Source organism: Micromonospora sp. NPDC048898 (genome assembly GCF_043198035.1).
Classification (GTDB): Bacteria; Actinomycetota; Actinomycetes; order Mycobacteriales; family Micromonosporaceae; genus Micromonospora.
The window spans coordinates 167462-186903 of the sequence record NZ_JBICUF010000014.1 but is presented as its reverse complement, the minus strand read 5'-3'; the positions used below and the strand labels follow the sequence as shown (position 1 = coordinate 186903).

The window sequence follows — 19442 nt, the reverse complement described above, 5'->3', positions numbered from 1 at the left end:
CCCACATCCGCGCCGGTCACACCGATGGCCGGGGACGCGGGCGGCGCTCAGGCGGCGCTCCGGACGTTGGTGAGGGTCAGACCGAGGGGCGGCAACGCCGGCATCCGGTGCAGGTCCAGGGCCAGGTCCTGGACGGGTACGTCGTAGCGCATGGTGCCGGTCAGGTTGGCGACCGCCCGTTTCATCAGGTCGATGGTGATCCACTCGCCCGCGCAACGGTGCCCCGCCCAGTGCTCACCGCCGCCCTGCGGGATCAACTCGAACGGGTCCACGTGTCGGCCGGCGAACCGCTCCGGGCGGAACAACTCCGGCTCCGGCCAGAGGGTCGGGTGGTGGTTGGTGCCGTACAGGTCGAGCAGCACCCGTCGCCCCCGGGGAAAGTGGTGGCCCTGCCAGTCGAAGGAACGCCGGACCCGGGCCGCCGCGATCGGGAAGAACGGGTAGTAGCGGCGTACTTCCTGGACGAAGTTCTCGGTGGCCTCGTCGTCGTCGCGGACCCGTTTCCGCCAGCCCGGATGGTCGTGCAGGGCGAGCGCCGCGAACGCGATGTACTGGTCCACGGCCACCACCGGCCGCAGCACGTTGAGCAACTCCACCGCCGCGACCCGGCGGGGGAGCAGCCGGTCCTGCCGGTCCCGGTGCTCGGCGATCACCGCCAGGGCGCTGCCGGGCGGCGCCGGGAAGAGACCGACCCGGGTCCGTTCGATCAGGTCGGCGAGCCAGCGTTCGGTGCGGCGGCGGGCGAGTCGTCCCCGCCAGTGTGGGAGGCCGACCACCGCCGGAGCCTCGATCATGGCGTGCAGCTCGGCGGCGCGCCGCTCGACCTGTGCCGTGGGCAGCGGCACCCCGGCCCAGGCGCAGACCACCCGGGTCAGCAGGCGGCCCAGCTCGTCGTAGAGCGGCAGCGGACCGCCGGCCTCCCAGGCGGGGATCCGCGCCTGCCACTCGTCGTCGAAGAGCCGACCGAGCTGCCGGATGGCGGTCGGCGTCATGATCGACATGAACATGGCCTTGCGGTCGGCGTGCTCCGACCCGTCCAGCCCCTGCACGCCACGTCGACCGGTGAGGGTCCGCTGCACCCGTAGCGGCATCGCGGTCGCCCGTTGGAAGCGTTCGTTGTCGTAGAACAACACCGCCGCCGGCCGGCCGCGCAGACAGATCGTCGGTGCGAGCAGGATCCGGGTCTGGAAGACGTCGCTGCCGTACCGCTCGCAGCGTGCACCGATGAACCGGTAACCGGCGCGGAGCAACGCCAGGGTGCTGTCCGGGCTGCGGTCGGCCGGCATGGTCGCCATCAGGTCTCCTCACACGCGGGCGCGGCCGGTCACCCCGGCCAACTCCGTCTACCCCCGTCGCCGCCGCTGAATCCCCGCGCCGGCTGGCCCCTCCCAGGAGCGGCGGAACCTGGTTAGCTGCTGGTGGGGCAACCACGGGGAGGGCGGATGCGCGACAACAGATCGCCGCGCTGGCGGCAGGGGCGAGCGGCCGGGGCACCGGGCGCGGGCCGCGACGAGCGGTCACTGATCGGGCCGCCCCGACGGCCGGCCCGACCACACCGGTTCTTCACCGTGCACCTGGGCTTCACCGCACCGGACGCGGCCGACGCCCGTGAGCTGGCCGTGGCGTACGCGGAGGCGTTGACGCTGCTCCGCCCGGAGGTGGCGCTCGGGGCGGCGGCCCTGTCGCCGGCCGATGCCTGGCAGCGGGCCGTGCGGCTGTTCTGCGGGGCGGTCGGCCCGGACGGCGAGCGCTGCGTCGACGTGGCCGATCATCCGGGCTTCCACCACGCCCCGGGTCCAGGCGGTCTCGGCTGGGGTGACGGCGATGGGTGACCGCTGCTCGCCGCGGCGCACCGACCGCGGTCAGCGCGGGCGACGACGGCGAGCGGCACGCCCGACCACAACAGGTGTCGCCGTGCCGGTGCCCGGATCACCGGCACCGGCACGACGACAGCGCGCGGCCGATCAGTCCAGATCGAACTCGCCGTCCTGGGCGCCGGCGACGAACGCGTCCCACTCGGCCTGGGTGAAGACCAACACCGGCCCGTCGGGCTCGGCCGAGTTGCGCATGCCGATCAGGTCGTCGACGAAGGCGACCTCGACGGCGCTGTCGGAGGTGTCCCCTTCGGCCCGCTGCCAGACCGCCCGAGAGAGGTCGAAGTCGCCCTTGGGGTGCTGCGCCATGGTTCTTTCCTCCAGTGCCGAGGGTCGTGTGGTGACCGAGTGTCGATCCCCATCGGGCAGGATAAGCGGATGCCGAGCCTGACCCGTGTAGAGGCGACCGCGCGTGGCGCGGCGATTACTGTCGAGTCCTATCAGGTGGACCTCGACCTGACCGGCGGCCCGGAGCTGTTCCGCTCCCGCGTCGCGATCCGCTTCCGGGCGGCCACCGACGCCACCGCGACCTTCGCCGAGGTCAAGCCCGCCAAACTGCTGGCGGTACGCCTCAACGACCGCGACCTCGACCCCGCGCTGTTGGCCGACAACCGGCTGCCGCTCACCGGCCTGGCCGAGGAGAACACCCTCGTCGTCGAGGCAGAGATGGCGTATTCCAACGCCGGGGAGGGGATGCACCGCTTCGTCGACCCGGCCGACGGCGAGACATACCTCTACGCGGTGAGCTTCCTCGACAACGTGCAACGCATCTTCGCCGCGTTCGACCAGCCCGACCTCAAGGCTCCCGTCACCCTCTCGGTGACCGCCCCACCAGAGTGGACGGTCTCCAGCAACGCCGAGGTGGCTGCCACTCCGGCACCGGGTCGTTGGGAGTTCGCCCCGAGCGCGCCGCTGGCCACATACTTCTTCTCGCTGATCGCCGGGCCCTACCACGTGCGGCGGGCCGAGCACGACGGCGTGCCACTGGGCATCTACTGCCGCCGGTCGCTCGCCGAGCACCTGGATGCCGACGCCGAGGAAATCTTCACCATCACCCGGCAGTGCCTGGACCGGTTCCACCAGCTCTTCACCGAGCGCTACCCGTTCGGCAAGTACGACCAGGCGTTCGTGCCGGAATTCAACGCCGGCGCCATGGAAAACCCGGGCATCGTCACCTTCCGCGACGACTACGTGTTCCGCTCGGCGGTCACCGACACGGAGCGCGAGCAGCGGGCCACCACCATCGCCCACGAGATGGCGCACATGTGGTTCGGTGACCTGGTCACCATGCGCTGGTGGGACGACCTGTGGTTGAACGAGTCCTTCGCGGAATACCTCGGCACCCGGGTCACCGCCGAGGCGACCCGCTTCGGCCAGGCATGGACGACCTTCGCGATGCGCCGCAAGGCCTGGGGGTACGCGGCCGACCAGCGCCCCTCCACCCACCCGGTCGCCCCGGAGGAGGTCACCGACGCCGACGAGGGCCTGCTCAACTTCGACGGCATCTCGTACGCCAAGGGCGCCAGCGTGCTGCGGCAGTTGGTCGCGTGGCTCGGTGACGAGGCGTTCCTCGCCGGCCTGAACGCGCACTTCGCCGAGCACCGCTTCGGCAACGCCACCCTCGCCGACCTGCTGGTCAGCCTCTCCACCGCCAGCGGCCGGGACCTGTCCGGCTGGGCCGAGGTGTGGTTGCGCCGGCCGCAGGTCAACACGCTGCGCGCCGAGGTCACCGTCGACGCCGACGGCCGCTACTCCGACGTGGCCGTGGTGCAGACCGCGCCGGAGTCCCACCCGGTGCTGCGCCCGCACCGGATCGGCGTGGGCCGCTACTCGGTGGACGGCTCCGTGCGCCGCGACGACGTCGACATCGACCCCGCGGCCGACGGCGGCCGGACCGTGTTGGGGGCCCTGGCGGGCACTCCGGCCGCCCAGCTGTTGCTGCTCAACGACGGTGATCTCACCTTCGCCAAGGTGCGCCTCGACCCGGCGTCGGCGGATGCCGTCGCGCGGATGCTGCCCGGCCTGGCCGACCCGCTCACCCGGGCGATCCTCTGGGGTGAGGCACTGGACGCCGCGACAGACGGGGAGCGGCCGGTCGGCGGCGTGGTCGATCTGATGGCCGCCGCGCTGCCCACCGAGACCGAGGTGATCATCGCGGAGGACGTGCTCACCCTCAGCCGGTCGCTGGTGGACCGTTACCTCGACCCGCTGACCCGGTCCGCGGCGCTGGCCCGGGTCGCCGAGGCGTGCCAGCGGTTGCTCGACGGCGCGCCGACGGGGGAGTCGTTGCAGTTGGCCGCCGCACGGGGGTGGATCGCCGCGACCACCGACGCGGACCTGCTCGTCGGCTGGCTCGCCGGCCGTGACGTGCCGGCCGGGCTGCGGGTCGACGCGGAGCTGCGCTGGGCGGTGTTGCGCCGGTTGGTGGTGCTGGGTGCCGCCGGCGAGGCGGAAATCGCCGTCGAGGCGGCCGCCGACAACAGCTCCACGGGTGCCGAACGGGCCGCCCGCTGCCGGGCAGCCCTGCCCGACCCGGCCGCGAAGCAGGCGGCCTGGGAGATCATCGTGCGGTCCACCGAGCTGTCCAACCGCCTGCTGGAAGCGACCGCCGAGGGGTTCTGGCAACCCGAGCAGGCCGAGCTGACCGCCGCGTACGTCGAGCGGTACTTCACGGACATGCCGGCCGCCGCGCGTCGGCGTACCCCGTGGACGGCCGACCGGGTCGCGAAGCTGGCGTTTCCCCGCTACGCCGTGGCGCAGCCGACCCGGGAGGCGGCCGCGGCGCTGCTGGCCCGCGACGACCTGACCCCCGGCCTGCGCCGGGTGGTCACCGACGCCGACGACGACCTGCGCCGCGCGCTTGTCGCCCGGACAGCGGTGGCCGCCGCCGCGGCGTAGCCCACTCGACCTCACGAATATCGCGGGGTCCGGCACCTGTGGCTCAGCGCGCCGCGGGCTCCACCGGCCTTGATCGACTCGGTTTCCTTGAAGTCGCGGTGTCCTGGCCGGTTTGACGCACCGATTTCCTGAAAGGCGAGTTGACCATCGCTGCCAGCGGGCGCCGTTTCGGCATGTCGCGGTGTCTTCGGGGGTCGGGGTGGGGCGCTCGCCCGGGTCGGGGTGGGGCGCTCGCCCGGGTCGGGGTGGTCGGTCCCGGCGGTCGGCCTACGATCATCGGGTGGAGGAAGATATCCGGCGGATCGGGATCATGGGTGGCACCTTCGACCCGATCCACCACGGGCACCTCGTCGCGGCCAGTGAGGTGGCGGACCGGTTCGGCCTGGACGAGGTGGTCTTCGTTCCGACCGGGCAGCCGTGGCAGAAGGCCGACGAACCGGTCAGCCCGGCCGAGGACCGTTACCTGATGACTGTCATCGCCACCGCTTCCAACCCCCGCTTCCAGGTCAGCCGGGTCGACATCGACCGCCGTGGGCCGACCTACACCGTCGACACCCTGCGCGACCTCCAGGCCGAGTACGGCCCCAAGGTGCAGTTGTTCTTCATCACCGGCGCGGACGCCCTGCAGCGCATCCTGTCCTGGAAGGATCTGGACGAGATCTTCGAGCTGGCCCATTTCATCGGGGTGACGCGGCCCGGTTTCCCGCTGACCGACAAGCACCTCCCGGCGGACACTGTCAGCCTGATCCAGGTGCCCGCGATGTCCATCTCGTCTACGGACTGCCGCGCCCGGGTGGCCCGGGGCGAGCCGGTCTGGTATTTGGTGCCCGACGGTGTGGTGCAGTACATCGCCAAGCGAAGCCTCTATCAGGGCTGACCACGCCGGATTCCGGCCGGTTTGTACATTTAACCGACCAGAACTGCACGGTCGGGGCGTTGCCGGGTATGAGACGCTTGGAGGATCGCACGGTTGATCGAAGGAGAACGGTGACAGTTTCCGAACGCGCTCACGAGCTGGCAATCGCGGCCGCCCAGGCCGCCGCCGACAAGAAGGCGCAGGACATCACGATCATCGACGTCGGCGACCAGCTCGCCATCACCGACGCGTTCGTGCTCGCCGCCGCCCCCAACGAGCGTCAGGTGCTGGCCATCGTGGACGCCATCGAGGAGAGCCTGCTCGAGCTGCCGGACAAGGCCAAGCCGGTGCGGCGCGAGGGCGAGCGGGGTGGCCGCTGGGTGCTGCTCGACTACGTCGACATCGTGGTGCACGTGCAGCACACCGAGGAGCGCGAGTTCTACGGGCTCGACCGCCTCTGGAAGGACTGCCCCACCATCCCGTTCGTCGACCGCGACCTGGTCGAGGCCGACGCCAGCGGGTCGTCCGCCGCCGCCGAATGACCCGACTGATCGTCTGGCGGCACGGCAACACCGACTGGAACGCCGCCAACCGCGTCCAGGGGCAGACCGACGTACCCCTCAACGAGCTGGGTCGCGACCAGGCCCGCGCCGCCGCCCCGCTGCTCGCGGCGCTGCGGCCCGACGCGATCGTGGCCAGCGACCTGAGCCGCGCCACGGAGACCGCCGCGGCGCTCGCCGCGCTGACCGGGCTTCCGGTTCGCACCGACGCCCGGCTGCGCGAGCGGCACTTCGGCCAGTGGCAGGGGCTGCACCTCACCGAGGTCGCCGAGCGTTTCCCGGAGGAGTACGCGCGGTGGCGGGCCGGCGACCCCGACCCGGGCGCCGATCTCGAACCCTTGCACGATCTCGGCGAGCGGGTCGGTGCCGCCCTGCGGGAGGCAGCCGAAGCGGCCCCCGGCGGCACCGTGGTGATCGCCACTCACGGCGGCGGCTCCCGGCAGGGCATCGGTCGCCTGCTCGGCTGGGACACCACCGTGCTGCGCACCATCGGTTCGCTGGCCAACTGCCACTGGAGCGAGCTGCGGCACGATGACCGCGCGCCGACCGTCGGGCGCCCACAGGACGTCAGTGGCTGGCAGTTGCGGGCGCACAACGTCGGCCTGGTCACCGCCCCGGTCGCCGTCGACGCGATCTGAGCGCTCGCGCCTCGGCGTTCAGCGCCTCGATCGGCTAGCGTGCCGGGCATGCCCGTCGCGGTTGTCATCGACTCCACCGCCTACCTTCCGCCCGAGCTGGTGCAGGCGCACCGGCTGACCGTCGTCCCGTTGACCGTCGTGCTCAACGGCGCGGAAGGGCTGGAGGGGGTGGAGACCCAGCCGGCCGACGCGACCCTGGCACTGAGCGCCCGCCGGGTCACGGCGACCACCTCCCGGCCGGCACCCGAGCAGTTCGCGCGGACGTACCGTCAGGTGCTCGACACCGGCGCCGACGGGATCGTCTCGGTGCACCTCTCCGCCGCGCTGTCCGGCACGGTGGAGGCGGCCCGGCTGGCCGCCGCGGACGTGGACGGCCGCGTGGAGGTGGTGGACAGCCGCTCGGCGGGCATGGGGCTGGGCTTTCCGGCCATCGCCGCCGCCACCGCCGCCGAGGCCGGCGCCGACCTTGCCGGTGTACGCGACGCGGCGCTCGCCGCCATCGCCCGCACCACCGTCTGGTTCTACGTCGACACGTTGGAGTTCCTCCGCCGGGGTGGCCGGATCAACGCGGCCGAGGCGCTGTTCGGCACCGCCCTGTCCGTCAAACCGATCATGCACATGCCGGACGGGACGATCGTGCTCCGCGAGAAGGTCCGTACCGCCAGCCGGGGAGTGGCCCGCCTCGTGGACCTGGCCGTCGAGGCGGCCGGCGACGACGACGTGGATCTCGGGGTGCACCACCTGGCCGCGCCGCAACGGGCCGAGGCGCTGCGCACCGCGCTGACCGAACGGCTCGGTGGCCGGCTGCACGACACGTACGTCTCCGAAGCGGGCGCGGTCGTCGCCGCGCACGCCGGGCCGGGCCTGGCCTGCGTGGTCGTCCACCGTCGACCGGAGGGCTGAGGGGTGCCCACGTCGTCGTGTGTGGTGACCGGCGGTGGTCGCGGTGTCGGCCGGGCCGTGGCGGAACGCCTGGTGGCGACCGGTGCCACAGTCGTCGTGTTGGAGCGCGACGCGGACGCCGCCGACTGGCTGGCCGGGCATCCCGCCGCCGACCGACTCGTCGCGGTGTTCGGTGACGCCGCCGACGAGCGGGTGGCCGAGCACGCCGCCGAGCTGGCCGAACGCGCGGCGCCCCTGACCGGTTGGGTGAACAACGCGGCGGTCTTCCGCGACGCCGCGCTGCACTCGGCGTCGGCCGACACGGTCCTGGACCTGATCGGGCTGAACCTGCGCCCGGCCGTGGTGGGCGCCGCGGTTGCCGTCCGCCGGTTCCTGGCCCGCGCCGCCGGCGGCGCGATCGTGAACGTCTCGTCGCACCAGGCCCGCCGGCCCGTGTCGGGTGCCCTGTCGTACGCGACGGCGAAGGCCGCCGTGGAAGGGCTGACCCGGGCACTTGCCGTCGAGTACGGGAAGTACGGCATCCGCGCCAACGCGGTCGCGCTCGGCTCGATCGCCACCGAGCGGCACACCGAGTTCCTGGCCGCGCAGGAGCCCACCCAGGCCCAGTGGATCGACGCCGAGCTGACTCGGCTGCACCCGGTGGGCCGGATTGGGCGGGTCGACGAGGTGGCCGAGGCCGTCGCGTACCTGCTGTCACCGGCGGCGAGCTTCGTCAACGGGGCGATCCTGCCGGTGGACGGGGGGCGAGCCGTGCTCGGCCTCGACCCGGAGGCCCGCTGACAACCGGTCGTTCGTGTTAGCCTCCGTGCGCGCCCCAGATGGGCCTACCCCCCGGAGGTTCTGGCTACTTCAGCCACCACGCCGAGATCGACGCGTTGTGCGCGTCTCTCGTGCGGGATCCGGGGCGTCGGTGCCCTCGGGGCGTCGTCATCGGTGTGGCTGGGTGAACGCTGTGGGCTTCCGGTCGGGTCAACGGATCGACCGGGAAGAAGACGGTACGCATGACAGTCACGTTCAACCACACGATCATCGCCAGCAAGGACAAGAACGCGTCGGCCGCGTTCTACCGGGAGCTGTTCGAGCTGCCGGAGGCGCCGTCGTGGGGGCCGTTCGTCAACATCCTGCTGGACGGGGGTGTGCTGCTCCAGTTCGCCGAGCCACCGGTGGAGATCCAGATGCAGCACTACGCGTTTCTGGTCGACGACGAGCTGTTCACCCGGTGCCTGGCGTTCGTCGAGGGGCGCGGCATCACCTACTGGGCTGACCCGCAGCTCAAGCGGGAAGGGGAGACCAACACCGAGCACGGTGGACGGGGCTTCTACTTCTTCGACCCGGCCGGCCACGCGATCGAGATCATCACCCGGCCGTACCTGTAGGGGCGGCCTGCGTCGTTCGTCAGGGCGGGCGTCGGCTCCGGTTGCTCTGTCCACCGGGGCCGGCGCCACCCGGGTTCCGCTGGAACGCTTCGTCGGGCTCCCCGCTGTGGCCGCGTGACCGTGACTACTGGAGGATTTCGATAAGTCGGGTCAGGTCCGTCATCTCGTGTGCGACGGGTGTGTCGTCCGGGCGGGTGTGCCCGCGGTGGTTGATCCACACCGCTTGGATGCCGGCGGCGTGCGCCCCGTACACGTCGGCGCTCGTGGAGTCGCCCACGTGCAGCACGTCGTCCGCACCCAGGTTCAGCGCGGCGAGCGCTCGGGTGAACATGTCCCGGTCCGGTTTGTAGGCGCGGACGTCCTCGCTTGTCACAACGGCGGTGAAGGTCAGGCCGTGGTGCGCCATTGCCGCGTCCAGGTCGGCGCGGTCGACGTCCGACACGACGCAGATGGGCACCGTGACCCGGGAGAGGAACTCCCGGGTCCCTGGACGTAGCGGCGGCGACCGCCAGTACGTGAACTGCGCCGCGCACAGTTCGGCCGGGTCACCGGCGCAGCCCACCTCAGCCATCACCCTGGCCAGGCTGCGCATCGCGCAGTGTCGCAGCGTCCGGAACTGTGGGCCGGTGGCGACCGCCTCGTACTCCCGCGCCCACACATCCATGACCTCGCGTCCAGCGACGGATGTTGAGGCGCCGGCGGCCACCTGGTCAGCTATCGCCTGCATGATCGCGTCGTCGTCTTCGACCACAGTGCCGTAGAAGTCCAGCAACAGGCCCTTGATCACCATCGCAGCGTAGTTGTCGCCGCGGCCGGAGGGTTCGGCGAGGTCAGTGGCTGCTGGTGGCGAGCCGGATCCCAGCAGAGTCCCGGTGACCCGGTCCATCAGCCGGCGGGCCGGGGGACGTCGCAGCACCGTGCGCAGCCGACGTGCCAAGCCGACCAGCACCCTTAGCAGATCTGCGCTTGATCAGGGCGTTGTCCACAGTGGGCCGAGTTATCCACAGGGCGTTGCCGCCACACCCCACCGCCTCCGCCGTCGCCGTAGCGTCGCCCTGTGTCACACGACGTGGAGACCGAGGTACGCCAGCGCCTGCGCCGGCTGACGGACGCGCCGCTGGACGGCTCGCCACCCCAGGCCGGGGCAACACTCGCGGGCGTACCTCTGGCTGGGGTGCTGCCACCCCGGGCCGGGGTGCCGGTGGCGGAGCCGGACACGGGCGTACCCCTTGCCGTGGAAGGCTCGGTGGCACCGCGGCTGTCCGGGCCCGGCGCGTTCGACCCAGGGCGACGCGGTGTGCGGGCGCTGGCGGTCGTCGCGGCGGTGGTGGTGCTGGCCGCCGCCGGATGGGCCTGGCGGTCCCGGCCGCACGCCGAGCCGGTCGCACCAGCGAGCAGCGAGGCCGTGGCGGCCACTCCGGCGGGCGACCCCAGCGCGGCCGGCTCCGGTGAGCTGGTGGTGGCGGTCGCCGGCAAGGTCCGCAGGCCCGGGTTGGTGCGGTTGCCGGCCGGGTCCCGGCTCGCCGACGCGGTGCAGGCGGCCGGCGGCCCGCTGCCCGGGGTCGACGTGGCGCTGCTCAATCCCGCCCGCAAGGTCACCGACGGCGAGCTGATCGTGGTCGGCGTGACGCCGCCGCCGGGCGCACCGGCGGCGGCGGGTGGGGCGGCCCCGGCTGCCGGGCCGCTGAACCTCAACACCGCCACCCTGGCGCAGCTCGACGCGCTGCCCGGGGTCGGGCCGGTGCTCGCCCAGCGCATCCTCGACCACCGGGACCAGCACGGCGGGTTCAAGGCCGTCGGCGACCTGCGCCAGGTCGACGGGATCGGCGACGCACGCTACGAGCAGCTCAAGGATCTGGTGACGGTGTGAACAGCGCTGACCTGACGCCGCACGGCCAGCTGACCGCTGCCCAAGATCGGGCATCACCGCCGGACCTGCGACTCGCCGGGCTGGCCGTGGCCGCGTGGCTCACCGCGCTCGCCGGCCTGCATCTCGGCGCCCGTTCGCTCCTGCTGGTGGCCGGGGTGGCGGCCACCCTGACCGCGTGCACCGCCCTGCACCTGCTCGGCCACTTCGGTCGTCCGCGGGCCGTCGCGCGCCGTCACGGCTGGATCGCCGTCGCGGTCGGCCTCGGTGTGGTCTGCGCGGGGGCGGTCACCGCGGCCCAGCTCGCCATCCGGGACGCCCCGCCGATCCGGGCCCTGGCCGAGCAGCGCGCTCCGGTCACCGCCGAGGTGGTGGTCCGGGACGATCCGCGCCCGATCCGATCCGCCGGACGACCGGGGATGCTGTTGGTGCCGACGGAACTGGTCCGCCTCACCGGCCCGGACGGTCGACGCATCCACGCGTCGGTGCGGCTGCTCGTCCTGGCCACCGACCCGGCCTGGCATGGGCTGCTGCCCGGGCAACGCCTCACCGCCGACGGTCGGCTCGGCGTCGCGCGCGGTGGTGATCTCACCGCGGCCGTGCTCAGCTCCAACGGCCCGCCGCAGCGGCACGGTGTGTCGTCCTGGGCGCAGCGCGCCGCCGGCACCCTTCGTGCCGGTCTGCAACGGGCCTGCGCGCCGCTGCCCGACGATCCGGGCGGGCTGCTGCCGGGGCTGGTCGTGGGCGACACCAGCCGACTGCCACCCGCCGTCGAGGAGGATTTCCGGGCCACCGGGATGACACATCTCAATGCCGTTTCCGGGAGCAATGTCGCCATCGTGGTCGGCGCGGTTTTGTTGCTGGCGCGTTGGGCGCGGGCCGGTCCGTGGCTCGCCGTCGGGCTCTGCGCGGTGGCGCTGGTGGGCTTCGTCATCCTGGTCCGCCCGTCACCGAGCGTCGTGCGGGCCGCGACGATGGGGGCGATCGGGCTCGCCGCGCTTGCCGCCGGTCGTCCCCGCGCCGCGCTGCCCGCGTTGGCCGCCGCCGTCACCGTGCTGGTGCTCGTCGACCCGGAGTTGGCCGGGGATCCTGGGTTCGCGCTCTCCGTGCTGGCCACCGGTGGCCTGTTGCAGCTCGCGCCGCGCTGGCGGGACGGGCTGCGGCGACGTGGTGTGCCGCCCGGCCTGGCGGAGGCGCTGGCCGTGCCGGCAGCCGCGCAACTGGCCTGTGGGCCGGTCGTCGCCGGCATCTCCGGCACGGTCAGCCTGGTGGCGGTGCCGGCCAACCTGCTCGCGGTGCCGGCCATCGCGCCAGCGACAGTGCTGGGCGTGTCGGCGGCCATGGTGTCGCCGCTCTGGCCGTCCGGCGCCGAGATCCTCGCGTGGCTGGCGAGTTGGCCGGCCTGGTGGCTGGTGGTCATCGCCCGACAGGGCGCCCGGCTACCGGGCGGCACCCTGCCGTGGCCCGGCGGTGTCCCGGGGGCGCTGCTGCTGACCGTGTTGACCGTCGCACTGCTGATCGCGGTGCGCCGCCCCCTCGTACGCCAACTGGTGGCGGTCGTCGGCGTCGCCTCGGTGCTCGGCGCGCTTCCGGTGCGGTTGGTGTTCGCTGGCTGGCCGCCACCGGGTTGGGTCGTGGTGGTCTGCGCGGTGGGCCAGGGCGACGCGGTGGTGTTGCCGGTCGCCCCCGGTCGGGCGGTGGTGGTCGACGCCGGGCCGGAGCCGAGTGCGGTGGATGGCTGTCTGCGTCGGCTCGGCGTACGGGAGGTGCCGCTGCTGGTGATCAGCCACTTCCACGCCGACCACGTGGGTGGGGTGGCCGGGGTGTTCCGAGGGCGGCGGGTGGGCGCCGTGCTGGTGCCGTCCTCGACGGATCCGGAGAGCGGCCGGGACCTGGTCCGGGTGGCGGCGACCGCCGGCCGGGCCGCGCTGCTCACCACCGTGGCCGGTGCCCGTCACCCGATCGGAGGCGTCGACCTGCTGGTGCTCGGCCCGCCGTACCCGCTGGCCGGCACCAGGTCCGACCCGAACAACAACTCGTTGGTGGTGCGCGCCACGGTGGGCGGGGTGCGGATCCTGCTGCCCGGCGACGCGGAGACCGAGGAGCAGCACGCGCTGCTGGCGCGGGCGACGCCCGGCCAGTTACGGGCGGACGTGTTGAAGGTCGCCCACCACGGTTCGGCGTATCAGGACCCGGGCTTTCTCGACGCGGTGCGGCCGGCGGTGGCGTTCGTGCCGGTGGGCACGGGCAACACCTACGGCCACCCGAACCCGGGGATACTGGCCCGGCTGAGCAGGGGTGGCGCCCGGGTGCTGCGCACCGACACCGACGGCGACCTGGCGGCGGTCCGGGCGGACGGTGGCCTGGCCGTGGTGCGGCGGGGAATCCCACCCGGCCGGCAATCCTGAGCCGGCCAGGTGCTGGTCAGCCCACGTCCGAACCAACCCAGTGACACGAATTGCAGAATAAGCGGGTAATTGAGATAGATGTCTGGATTTGCGCTGTGTGCGGGCTGCGCCGACCGAGCGGCGAATGAGCAGGCACGATCCCGGCGTGGGCCGTGCGAATATGGGCGGCGTGACCGCCGCCAACCTCGCTCCCATTCTGCTCGTCCTCGGTGACGAGGAGTTACTCGCCACGCGCGCGGTCACCGAAGCTGTCGCGAAGGTCCGCGGTGTCGACCCCGAGGCGGACGTCCGCGAATACCAGGCGAGCGCGCTCACCGTCGGCGAGATCGCCGAGATGCTCAGCCCCTCGCTGTTCGGCGGGCGGCGACTGCTGATCCTGCGCTCCGGCCAGGACGCCCGCAAGGACCTGGTCGCCGCGCTGCTGGCGTACGCGAAGAACCCCGACCCGGAGGTCCAACTGCTGGTGCTGCACCTGGGCGCCGCCAAGGGCAAGGCGTTCGCCGACGGGCTGCGGGCGGCCGGTGCGACGGTCGTACCGGCAGCCAAGCTCAAGGGGCACCGTGAGCGGGTGGCCTTCGTCCGTGACGAGATCCGCCGGGCCGGCGGAAAGTGCACCGACGACGCGGCCGAAGCGCTCATCGCGGCGGTCGGCAACGACCTGCGCGAGCTGGCTGCCGCCTGTTCCCAACTGATCGCCGACACCGACGGGCGGATCAGCGCCGAGACGGTGAGCCGCTACTACCGGGGCCGGGTCGAGGTGACCGGCTTCACGGTGGCGGACGCCACCATGGTCGGTGACGTGCCGGCAGCACTGGAGGCGCTGCGCTGGGCCCTGCACGTCGGGGTCGACCCGGTGCCCATCGCCGACGCCCTGGCCGACGGGGTGCGCACGGTGGCCCGGGTGGCGTCGGCCGGGCGGGGCAACGCGTACCAGCTCGCCAGCAGCCTCGGCATGCCCCCCTGGAAGGTCGAGCGGGCGCAGCGGCAGGGGCGCGGCTGGACGCCGGAGGGCCTGGTCCGGGCCATGCAGGTCGCCGCCGAGTGCAACGCCGCCGTCAAGGGTGGCTCCGACGACCGGGCGTACGCCCTGGAGCGCGCGGTCTTCTCGGTCGCGGCAGCCCGGCAGGGCGGCACCAGGTGACGGGGGCGAACCGCCCGGCGTGGGCCACTGTCGCCGTCGACGAGGAGCGGTATCGGCCGCTCTACGCCCGACTCCTCGGCCTCCGGTTCGTCAACCCCGGCGGCGTGCTGTGCTTCCTCTTCTTCGAGGGCACCATCGCGCTGGCCGTGCTGCTCGCCCTCGCCGAGCTGGTCACCTGGTGGGCGGTGCTGGTGCTGCCCGCCGTGGTGGCGGCGATGGTCAAGCTCAACGACATGGTGGCCGCGATCGTGGTCCGTTCCGCCGCGCTCGTGCCCGAGCAGGAACGGGATCGTTTTCGCCGGCAGATGGAGCCGGTCGTCGGTCGAGCCCGAGTGGAGTGGGTCTCGCACAGCGTGACCGGGGTCGTCGTGGCGGTGGACGGGTCCACCCCGCGCACCGATGCGCCGAAGCGCCCACCAGCTCAAGCACAGTAGATCTTGGAGCGGAACGGCCCCTCCAGGGGCACTTTCCTTCCAAGATCTCAGGCCGGCTCTCGCCAGGAGTGAGCACCGGTCTGCGGACACACGGAAGCCCCGGACCGAGGCCCGGGGCTTTCCGAATCAGTCTGACGGTGAAGTCGTCAGGCGGAGAGCGCACCCACGCGCTTCGCGATCGCGGACTTGCGGTTCGCGGCCTGGTTGGAGTGGATCACGCCCTTGCTGACGGCCTTGTCCAGCTTGCGAGAGGCGTCCAGCATGAGCGCGGTGGCCTTCTCGACGTCACCGGCCTCGGCAGCCTCGTGGAACTTCCGGACGGCGGTCTTCAGCGACGACTTGACCGACTTGTTGCGCAGCCGGGCCTTCTCGTTCTGCCGGTTGCGCTTGATCTGGGACTTGATGTTCGCCACGCGACAGCCTCGTCTTGATAGCTCGGGTTGGTCAGCTTCTGCGCGAGATGACGAACATGCGTCACCGCTGCGCGAAGAGCCAGGTTACCAGGTCGCCCGGGACGAGCCAAAACGGCTCGGCCCGAAACGGCGTCCGCCCGGTTCGTGGGCCCACCCGGGCCCTCGCCGCTCGATCGACTCGGCTTCCTGAAAACCGGGGTAATCGCCTACGGCTGATAGCCCGACTTCAAGGAACCCGAGTCGATCAAGCGGCGACCGGGCCGCCGGGGCGCCGGGCCGTCGGGCCGCCGGGGCGCCGGGGCGCCGGGGCGCGTTACCGCCAGCCCTGACGGCGAGTCAGCCAGTCGAGCAGTTGCTCACCGCTCCACCGCTGGTGGGCGGGCAGGTGCGGCGAGGCCGTCGGCGGTGCCGCCGCGGCGCCGGTGAGGTAGTAACCGGCCAACGCGGCCAGGGTCGCGTCCAGCGCGTCCGGGGGCGCACCCGCCGTCGCCGGGTGGGCGGCGAAGAGCCGGTCCGCGTCCAGCCCGCTGGCGTACGCGGTGAGCAGCAGACCGGCCAGGTCGAACCAGGCCGGCCCGGTGCAGACCCAGGTCCAGTCGCAGAACCAGGCTCGGCCGTGCGCGTCGATCAGCACGTTGTCGACCCGTAGGTCACCGTGGATCAGGCCGGTCGCCCCGTCGGCGTACCGGGGGAGGAGGGACTCCAGCGCCACCAACTCGGGCAGCCGGCCACGGACCGGGGGCGGCAGCGCGGGGGCCGGCTCGCGACCGGCGGCGACCTCCTCCCACCAGAGGATGTCCGACCGGGCCAGGTCGGCCAGGCGCGGCAGGCCGAGCGCGGTCAACTCGGCCGGCGGGTCGGCCAGGGCGGCGGCGACCTCGGCGTACGCGGCGAGGGTCGCGTCCAACTCGGCGGGCACCCAGGGCAGGTGTGGGGTGTGGCCGTCGACGGCGTCGGTGCAGAGCACGAACCAGCCCGCCGCCGACAGGGTCCACCGGGGGCGGGGCACCGGCAGGCCGACCGGCAGCCGGTCCAGGATCGCGGCCTCTCGGGCGTACCAGTCGACCAGATGCGGTTGCTCGGCGGCGGGTGCCGCCTTCACGAAGGCCCGGCCACCGTCGGCGGTGTCGAGCACCGCGGCGAAGCCGCGGGTGAAGCCCGCGCCCGCCACCCGGGCGGTGACCACCGGCGCGCCCAGCCGGTCCGCGACCGCGGCCCGCAGCGCCGCCGGCAGCGTCGGCCACGACGGGCGCAGCGCACTCGCGTGGTAGGGCACCGGCGGCAGCGGGGGAGGGGACACCCCACCATGCTGCCCGGGGTACGTGCGCGACGCACGGCGACACTGCCAGACTGCCAAGCCATGAGGACCGAGGACTTCTGGCAGTTGATCGACGAGGCTCGGGCCGGCGGCGGGGGAGAGCCCGGGCCGGTCGCCGCCCGGGCCGTCGCGCTGCTCGCCGCGCGCGATCCGGAGGACATCGTCGGGTACGCCCGGCACCAGACCCGGGTGTTGGCCGCCTCGCACAAGGCGGATCTGTGGGGCGCGGCGTACCTGATCAACGGTGGTGCCTCGGCCGACGGCTTCGAGCACTTCCGGGGCTGGCTGATGACCCAGGGGCGGGCGGTCTTCGCCCGCGCGGTCGCCGAACCGGACTCGCTGGCCGAGTTGCCCCAGGTACGGGCGGCCTCGCTCAGTGGTGAGGAGTTCTCCGCCGAGCGGATGCTGTCGGTGCCGTGGGACGCGTACCGCAAGGCCACCGCGACCGAACTGCCGGCGGACCGTGACCCGGTGCGGACGCCGGACCTCAACGACTTCTGGGACTTCGACGACGAGGAGGAGGCCCGTCGTCGGCTGCCCCGGTTGGCCGCGCTCTTCGTCGAGCCGCCGCTGGAGTGAGGGGTCCTCGGGCCGTTCCATCGCCCGCGCAGTGGGCGCACCCCGGCGGCGTGGGAACATAGAGGGGGTCGGCGGCGCGCCGGCCTGTTCACGTCAGCCGACCAGAACGGACCGCTGTGCCACCGAAGCTCGATCCCGGCGCGAATGCTCCTGGTTCCACCGACCCCGGTCGCATCCGGAACTTCGGCATCATCGCCCACATCGATCACGGGAAGTCGACCCTGGCCGACCGGATGCTGCAGCTCACCGGCGTGGTCGACCCCCGGCAGATGCGCGCCCAGTACCTGGACCGGATGGACATCGAGCGCGAGCGCGGCATCACCATCAAGAGCCAGGCCGTCCGCATGCCGTGGACCATCCGCGACGGCGAGCGGGCCGGCGAGCACGCGGTGCTCAACATGATCGACACCCCGGGGCACGTCGACTTCACCTACGAGGTGTCCCGGTCGCTGGCCGCCTGCGAGGGCGCCGTGCTGCTTGTCGACGCCGCGCAGGGCATCGAGGCGCAGACCCTGGCCAACCTCTACCTGGCCCTGGAAAACGACCTGCGCATCATCCCGGTGCTCAACAAGATCGACCTGCCGGCCGCCCAGCCGGAGAAGTACGCCGAGGAACTGGCCCACCTCATCGGCGGTGACCCCGCCGACTGCATCCGCGTCTCCGGCAAGACCGGCGAGGGCGTTCCGTACCTGCTCGACGAGATCGTCCGGCAGTTCATCCCACCGGTCGGCGACGCCGCGGCGCCCGCCCGGGCGATGATCTTCGATTCGGTGTACGACGTCTACCGCGGGGTCGTCACGTACGTCCGGGTCATCGACGGCCGGATCAGCGCCCGCGACCGGATCAAGATGATGTCCACCGGGGCCGTGCACGAGCTGCTGGAGATCGGCGTCATCTCACCCGAGATGGTCAAGGCCGAGGCGCTCGGCGTCGGCGAGGTCGGCTACCTGATCACCGGTGTGAAGGACGTCCGGCAGTCCCGCGTCGGTGACACCGTCACCATCAACAGCCGGCCGGCGGCCGAGGCGCTGGGCGGCTACAAGGACCCGAAGCCGATGGTCTACTCCGGCCTCTACCCGATCGACGGGTCCGACTACCCGAACCTGCGCGAGGCACTGGACAAGCTCAAGCTCAACGACGCCGCCCTGGACTACGAGCCGGAGACCTCCGGTGCGCTCGGCTTCGGTTTCCGCTGCGGCTTCCTCGGCCTGCTCCACCTGGAGATCATCCGGGAGCGGCTGGAGCGCGAGTACAACCTCGACCTGATCTCCACCGCACCCAACGTCGTCTACCGGGCGATCACCGACGACGGCGCCGAGATCGTCGTCACCAACCCCAGCGAATACCCCACCGGCAAGATCGCCGAGGTGTACGAGCCGGTGGTCCGGGCCACCGTGCTGACGCCCAACGACTACGTGGGCGCGGTCATGGAGCTCTGCCAGGGCCGACGCGGCACCCTGCTGGGCATGGACTACCTCTCCGCCGACCGGGTGGAGCTGCGCTACACGCTGCCCCTCGCGGAAATCATCTACGACTTCTTCGACCAGTTGAAGAGCCGCACCAAGGGCTACGCCTCGCTCGACTACGAGCCCTCCGGCGAGCAGGCGTCCGACCTGGTGAAGGTGGACATCCTGCTGCACGGCGAGCCGGTGGACGCGTTCAGCGCCATCGTGCACAAGGACAAGGCGTACAACTACGGCGTCACCATCGCCGCCAAGCTCCGTACCCTGATCCCGCGCCAGCAGTTCGAGGTGCCCATCCAGGCGGCCATCGGCAGCCGGGTCATCGCCCGGGAGACCATCCGGGCGATCCGGAAAGACGTGCTCGCCAAGTGCTACGGCGGTGACATCAGCCGTAAGCGCAAGCTGCTGGAGAAGCAGAAGGAAGGCAAGAAGCGGATGAAGATGGTCGGCCGCGTCGAGGTGCCGCAGGAGGCCTTCATCGCCGCCCTCTCCTCCGACTCCGGCGACGGCAAGGCCGCCGGAAAGAAGTAACAGCCCGCCCCCGACCCCGGCCCGGGGTCGTCGTGGGCCATGATCCGCACAGTTACGGCGAAACTGCTGTCTCGAACTCGTTTGAGGCAGCAGTTTCCCCGTAGTTGCGCGGATCTTGACTGCTTGGTTCCGGTCGAGGTTGGGTGGCGCGGAGGCCGGAGCCTCGGGGCTGGCCGCCCGTAC

Annotated in this window: 19 protein-coding genes; 14 read left to right on the top strand and 5 right to left on the bottom strand. The window is 72.4% G+C overall.

Features of this window, described 5'->3' with window-relative positions:
• Positions 1 to 47 precede the first annotated feature (47 nt).
• Positions 48 to 1295, bottom strand: coding sequence for a cytochrome P450 (locus ACGFIQ_RS28655; protein ID WP_393248584.1), 1248 nt, complete (start codon positions 1293 to 1295; stop codon positions 48 to 50).
• A 147-nt stretch (positions 1296 to 1442) separates the two neighbouring features.
• Here ACGFIQ_RS28655 and ACGFIQ_RS28650 point away from each other — a divergent pair, with 147 nt between their 5' ends.
• Positions 1443 to 1832, top strand: a complete 390-nt coding sequence (locus ACGFIQ_RS28650; protein WP_393248583.1) for a hypothetical protein — start codon at positions 1443 to 1445, stop codon at positions 1830 to 1832.
• A gap of 132 nt (positions 1833 to 1964) precedes the next feature.
• Here the strand turns inward: ACGFIQ_RS28650 and ACGFIQ_RS28645 are convergent, their stop codons facing one another.
• Positions 1965 to 2183 carry a DUF397 domain-containing protein gene (locus ACGFIQ_RS28645; protein WP_030336536.1) on the bottom strand — a complete coding sequence of 73 codons (219 nt, stop codon included), beginning with the start codon at positions 2181 to 2183 and terminating at the stop codon, positions 1965 to 1967.
• A gap of 69 nt (positions 2184 to 2252) precedes the next feature.
• On the opposite strand from ACGFIQ_RS28645, the gene pepN reads away from it, so the two are divergent.
• From pepN to ACGFIQ_RS28610, 7 genes are all read left to right on the top strand, one after another.
• Positions 2253 to 4772 carry an aminopeptidase N gene (pepN, locus tag ACGFIQ_RS28640; protein ID WP_393248582.1) on the top strand — a complete coding sequence of 840 codons (2520 nt, stop codon included), beginning with the start codon at positions 2253 to 2255 and terminating at the stop codon, positions 4770 to 4772.
• Positions 4773 to 5052: 280 nt separating this feature from the next.
• The gene (nadD, locus tag ACGFIQ_RS28635; protein WP_393248581.1) at positions 5053 to 5649 is read left to right on the top strand and encodes a nicotinate-nucleotide adenylyltransferase; all 597 of its coding nucleotides are present in this window, start codon (positions 5053 to 5055) and stop codon (positions 5647 to 5649) included.
• Between the two features lie 110 nt (positions 5650 to 5759).
• Positions 5760 to 6170 carry a ribosome silencing factor gene (gene rsfS / locus ACGFIQ_RS28630; RefSeq protein ID WP_357077026.1) on the top strand — a complete coding sequence of 137 codons (411 nt, stop codon included), beginning with the start codon at positions 5760 to 5762 and terminating at the stop codon, positions 6168 to 6170.
• Complete coding sequence (locus tag ACGFIQ_RS28625) at positions 6167 to 6826, top strand: histidine phosphatase family protein (RefSeq protein WP_393248580.1); 660 nt, start codon at positions 6167 to 6169, stop codon at positions 6824 to 6826. Before rsfS ends, ACGFIQ_RS28625 begins: the two co-directional genes overlap by 4 nt.
• Before the next feature lie 48 nt (positions 6827 to 6874).
• Positions 6875 to 7729 carry a DegV family protein gene (locus ACGFIQ_RS28620; protein ID WP_393248579.1) on the top strand — a complete coding sequence of 285 codons (855 nt, stop codon included), beginning with the start codon at positions 6875 to 6877 and terminating at the stop codon, positions 7727 to 7729.
• Positions 7730 to 7732: 3 nt separating this feature from the next.
• Positions 7733 to 8509 (top strand): SDR family NAD(P)-dependent oxidoreductase, encoded by a 777-nt coding sequence (locus tag ACGFIQ_RS28615; RefSeq protein ID WP_393248578.1) that lies wholly within the window; start codon positions 7733 to 7735, stop codon positions 8507 to 8509.
• 221 nt (positions 8510 to 8730) lie between these two features.
• Positions 8731 to 9105 (top strand): VOC family protein, encoded by a 375-nt coding sequence (locus tag ACGFIQ_RS28610; protein ID WP_393248577.1) that lies wholly within the window; start codon positions 8731 to 8733, stop codon positions 9103 to 9105.
• 124 nt (positions 9106 to 9229) lie between these two features.
• On the opposite strand, the gene ACGFIQ_RS28605 is transcribed toward ACGFIQ_RS28610, so the two are convergent.
• A complete protein-coding gene (locus tag ACGFIQ_RS28605; RefSeq protein WP_393248576.1) occupies positions 9230 to 10042 on the bottom strand; it encodes an HAD family hydrolase in 813 nt (270 codons plus the stop codon).
• A 120-nt stretch (positions 10043 to 10162) separates the two neighbouring features.
• Between ACGFIQ_RS28605 and ACGFIQ_RS28600 the strand changes: the two genes are divergently transcribed.
• The 4 genes from ACGFIQ_RS28600 (at position 10163) to ACGFIQ_RS28585 (ending at position 14955) form a co-directional block, all read left to right on the top strand.
• A complete protein-coding gene (locus ACGFIQ_RS28600) occupies positions 10163 to 10975 on the top strand; it encodes a helix-hairpin-helix domain-containing protein (RefSeq protein ID WP_393248575.1) in 813 nt (270 codons plus the stop codon).
• Positions 10972 to 13380 (top strand): ComEC/Rec2 family competence protein, encoded by a 2409-nt coding sequence (locus tag ACGFIQ_RS28595; protein WP_393248574.1) that lies wholly within the window; start codon positions 10972 to 10974, stop codon positions 13378 to 13380. Before ACGFIQ_RS28600 ends, ACGFIQ_RS28595 begins: the two co-directional genes overlap by 4 nt.
• A gap of 160 nt (positions 13381 to 13540) precedes the next feature.
• Positions 13541 to 14521 carry a DNA polymerase III subunit delta gene (holA, locus tag ACGFIQ_RS28590; RefSeq protein WP_393248625.1) on the top strand — a complete coding sequence of 327 codons (981 nt, stop codon included), beginning with the start codon at positions 13541 to 13543 and terminating at the stop codon, positions 14519 to 14521.
• A complete protein-coding gene (locus ACGFIQ_RS28585; protein WP_393248573.1) occupies positions 14518 to 14955 on the top strand; it encodes a hypothetical protein in 438 nt (145 codons plus the stop codon). The genes holA and ACGFIQ_RS28585 overlap by 4 nt, the downstream gene beginning before the upstream one ends.
• Before the next feature lie 146 nt (positions 14956 to 15101).
• Here the strand turns inward: ACGFIQ_RS28585 and rpsT are convergent, their stop codons facing one another.
• On the bottom strand, positions 15102 to 15368 hold the full coding sequence (gene rpsT, locus ACGFIQ_RS28580; RefSeq protein WP_357077052.1) for a 30S ribosomal protein S20: 267 nt from the start codon (positions 15366 to 15368) through the stop codon (positions 15102 to 15104).
• Between the two features lie 313 nt (positions 15369 to 15681).
• Positions 15682 to 16668, bottom strand: coding sequence for a phosphotransferase family protein (locus tag ACGFIQ_RS28575; RefSeq protein ID WP_393248572.1), 987 nt, complete (start codon positions 16666 to 16668; stop codon positions 15682 to 15684).
• A gap of 60 nt (positions 16669 to 16728) precedes the next feature.
• On the opposite strand from ACGFIQ_RS28575, the gene ACGFIQ_RS28570 reads away from it, so the two are divergent.
• Both ACGFIQ_RS28570 and lepA read left to right on the top strand, forming a co-directional pair.
• Positions 16729 to 17265, top strand: a complete 537-nt coding sequence (locus ACGFIQ_RS28570; RefSeq protein WP_393248571.1) for a DUF4240 domain-containing protein — start codon at positions 16729 to 16731, stop codon at positions 17263 to 17265.
• Positions 17266 to 17381: 116 nt separating this feature from the next.
• Positions 17382 to 19259 (top strand): translation elongation factor 4, encoded by a 1878-nt coding sequence (gene lepA / locus ACGFIQ_RS28565; protein ID WP_357077061.1) that lies wholly within the window; start codon positions 17382 to 17384, stop codon positions 19257 to 19259.
• Positions 19260 to 19442: the final 183 nt, after the last annotated feature.

Coding starts and splice junctions, on each gene's coding strand:
- ACGFIQ_RS28620 (WP_393248579.1), top strand. CDS start 6,875: ATGCCCGTCGCGGTTGTCATCGACTCCACCGCCTACCTTCCGCCCGAG.
- ACGFIQ_RS28570 (WP_393248571.1), top strand. CDS start 16,729: ATGAGGACCGAGGACTTCTGGCAGTTGATCGACGAGGCTCGGGCCGGC.
- ACGFIQ_RS28655 (WP_393248584.1), bottom strand. CDS start 1,295: ATGGCGACCATGCCGGCCGACCGCAGCCCGGACAGCACCCTGGCGTTG.
- ACGFIQ_RS28650 (WP_393248583.1), top strand. CDS start 1,443: ATGCGCGACAACAGATCGCCGCGCTGGCGGCAGGGGCGAGCGGCCGGG.
- pepN (WP_393248582.1), top strand. CDS start 2,253: ATGCCGAGCCTGACCCGTGTAGAGGCGACCGCGCGTGGCGCGGCGATT.
- ACGFIQ_RS28645 (WP_030336536.1), bottom strand. CDS start 2,183: ATGGCGCAGCACCCCAAGGGCGACTTCGACCTCTCTCGGGCGGTCTGG.
- holA (WP_393248625.1), top strand. CDS start 13,541: ATGGGCGGCGTGACCGCCGCCAACCTCGCTCCCATTCTGCTCGTCCTC.
- ACGFIQ_RS28610 (WP_393248577.1), top strand. CDS start 8,731: ATGACAGTCACGTTCAACCACACGATCATCGCCAGCAAGGACAAGAAC.
- ACGFIQ_RS28625 (WP_393248580.1), top strand. CDS start 6,167: ATGACCCGACTGATCGTCTGGCGGCACGGCAACACCGACTGGAACGCC.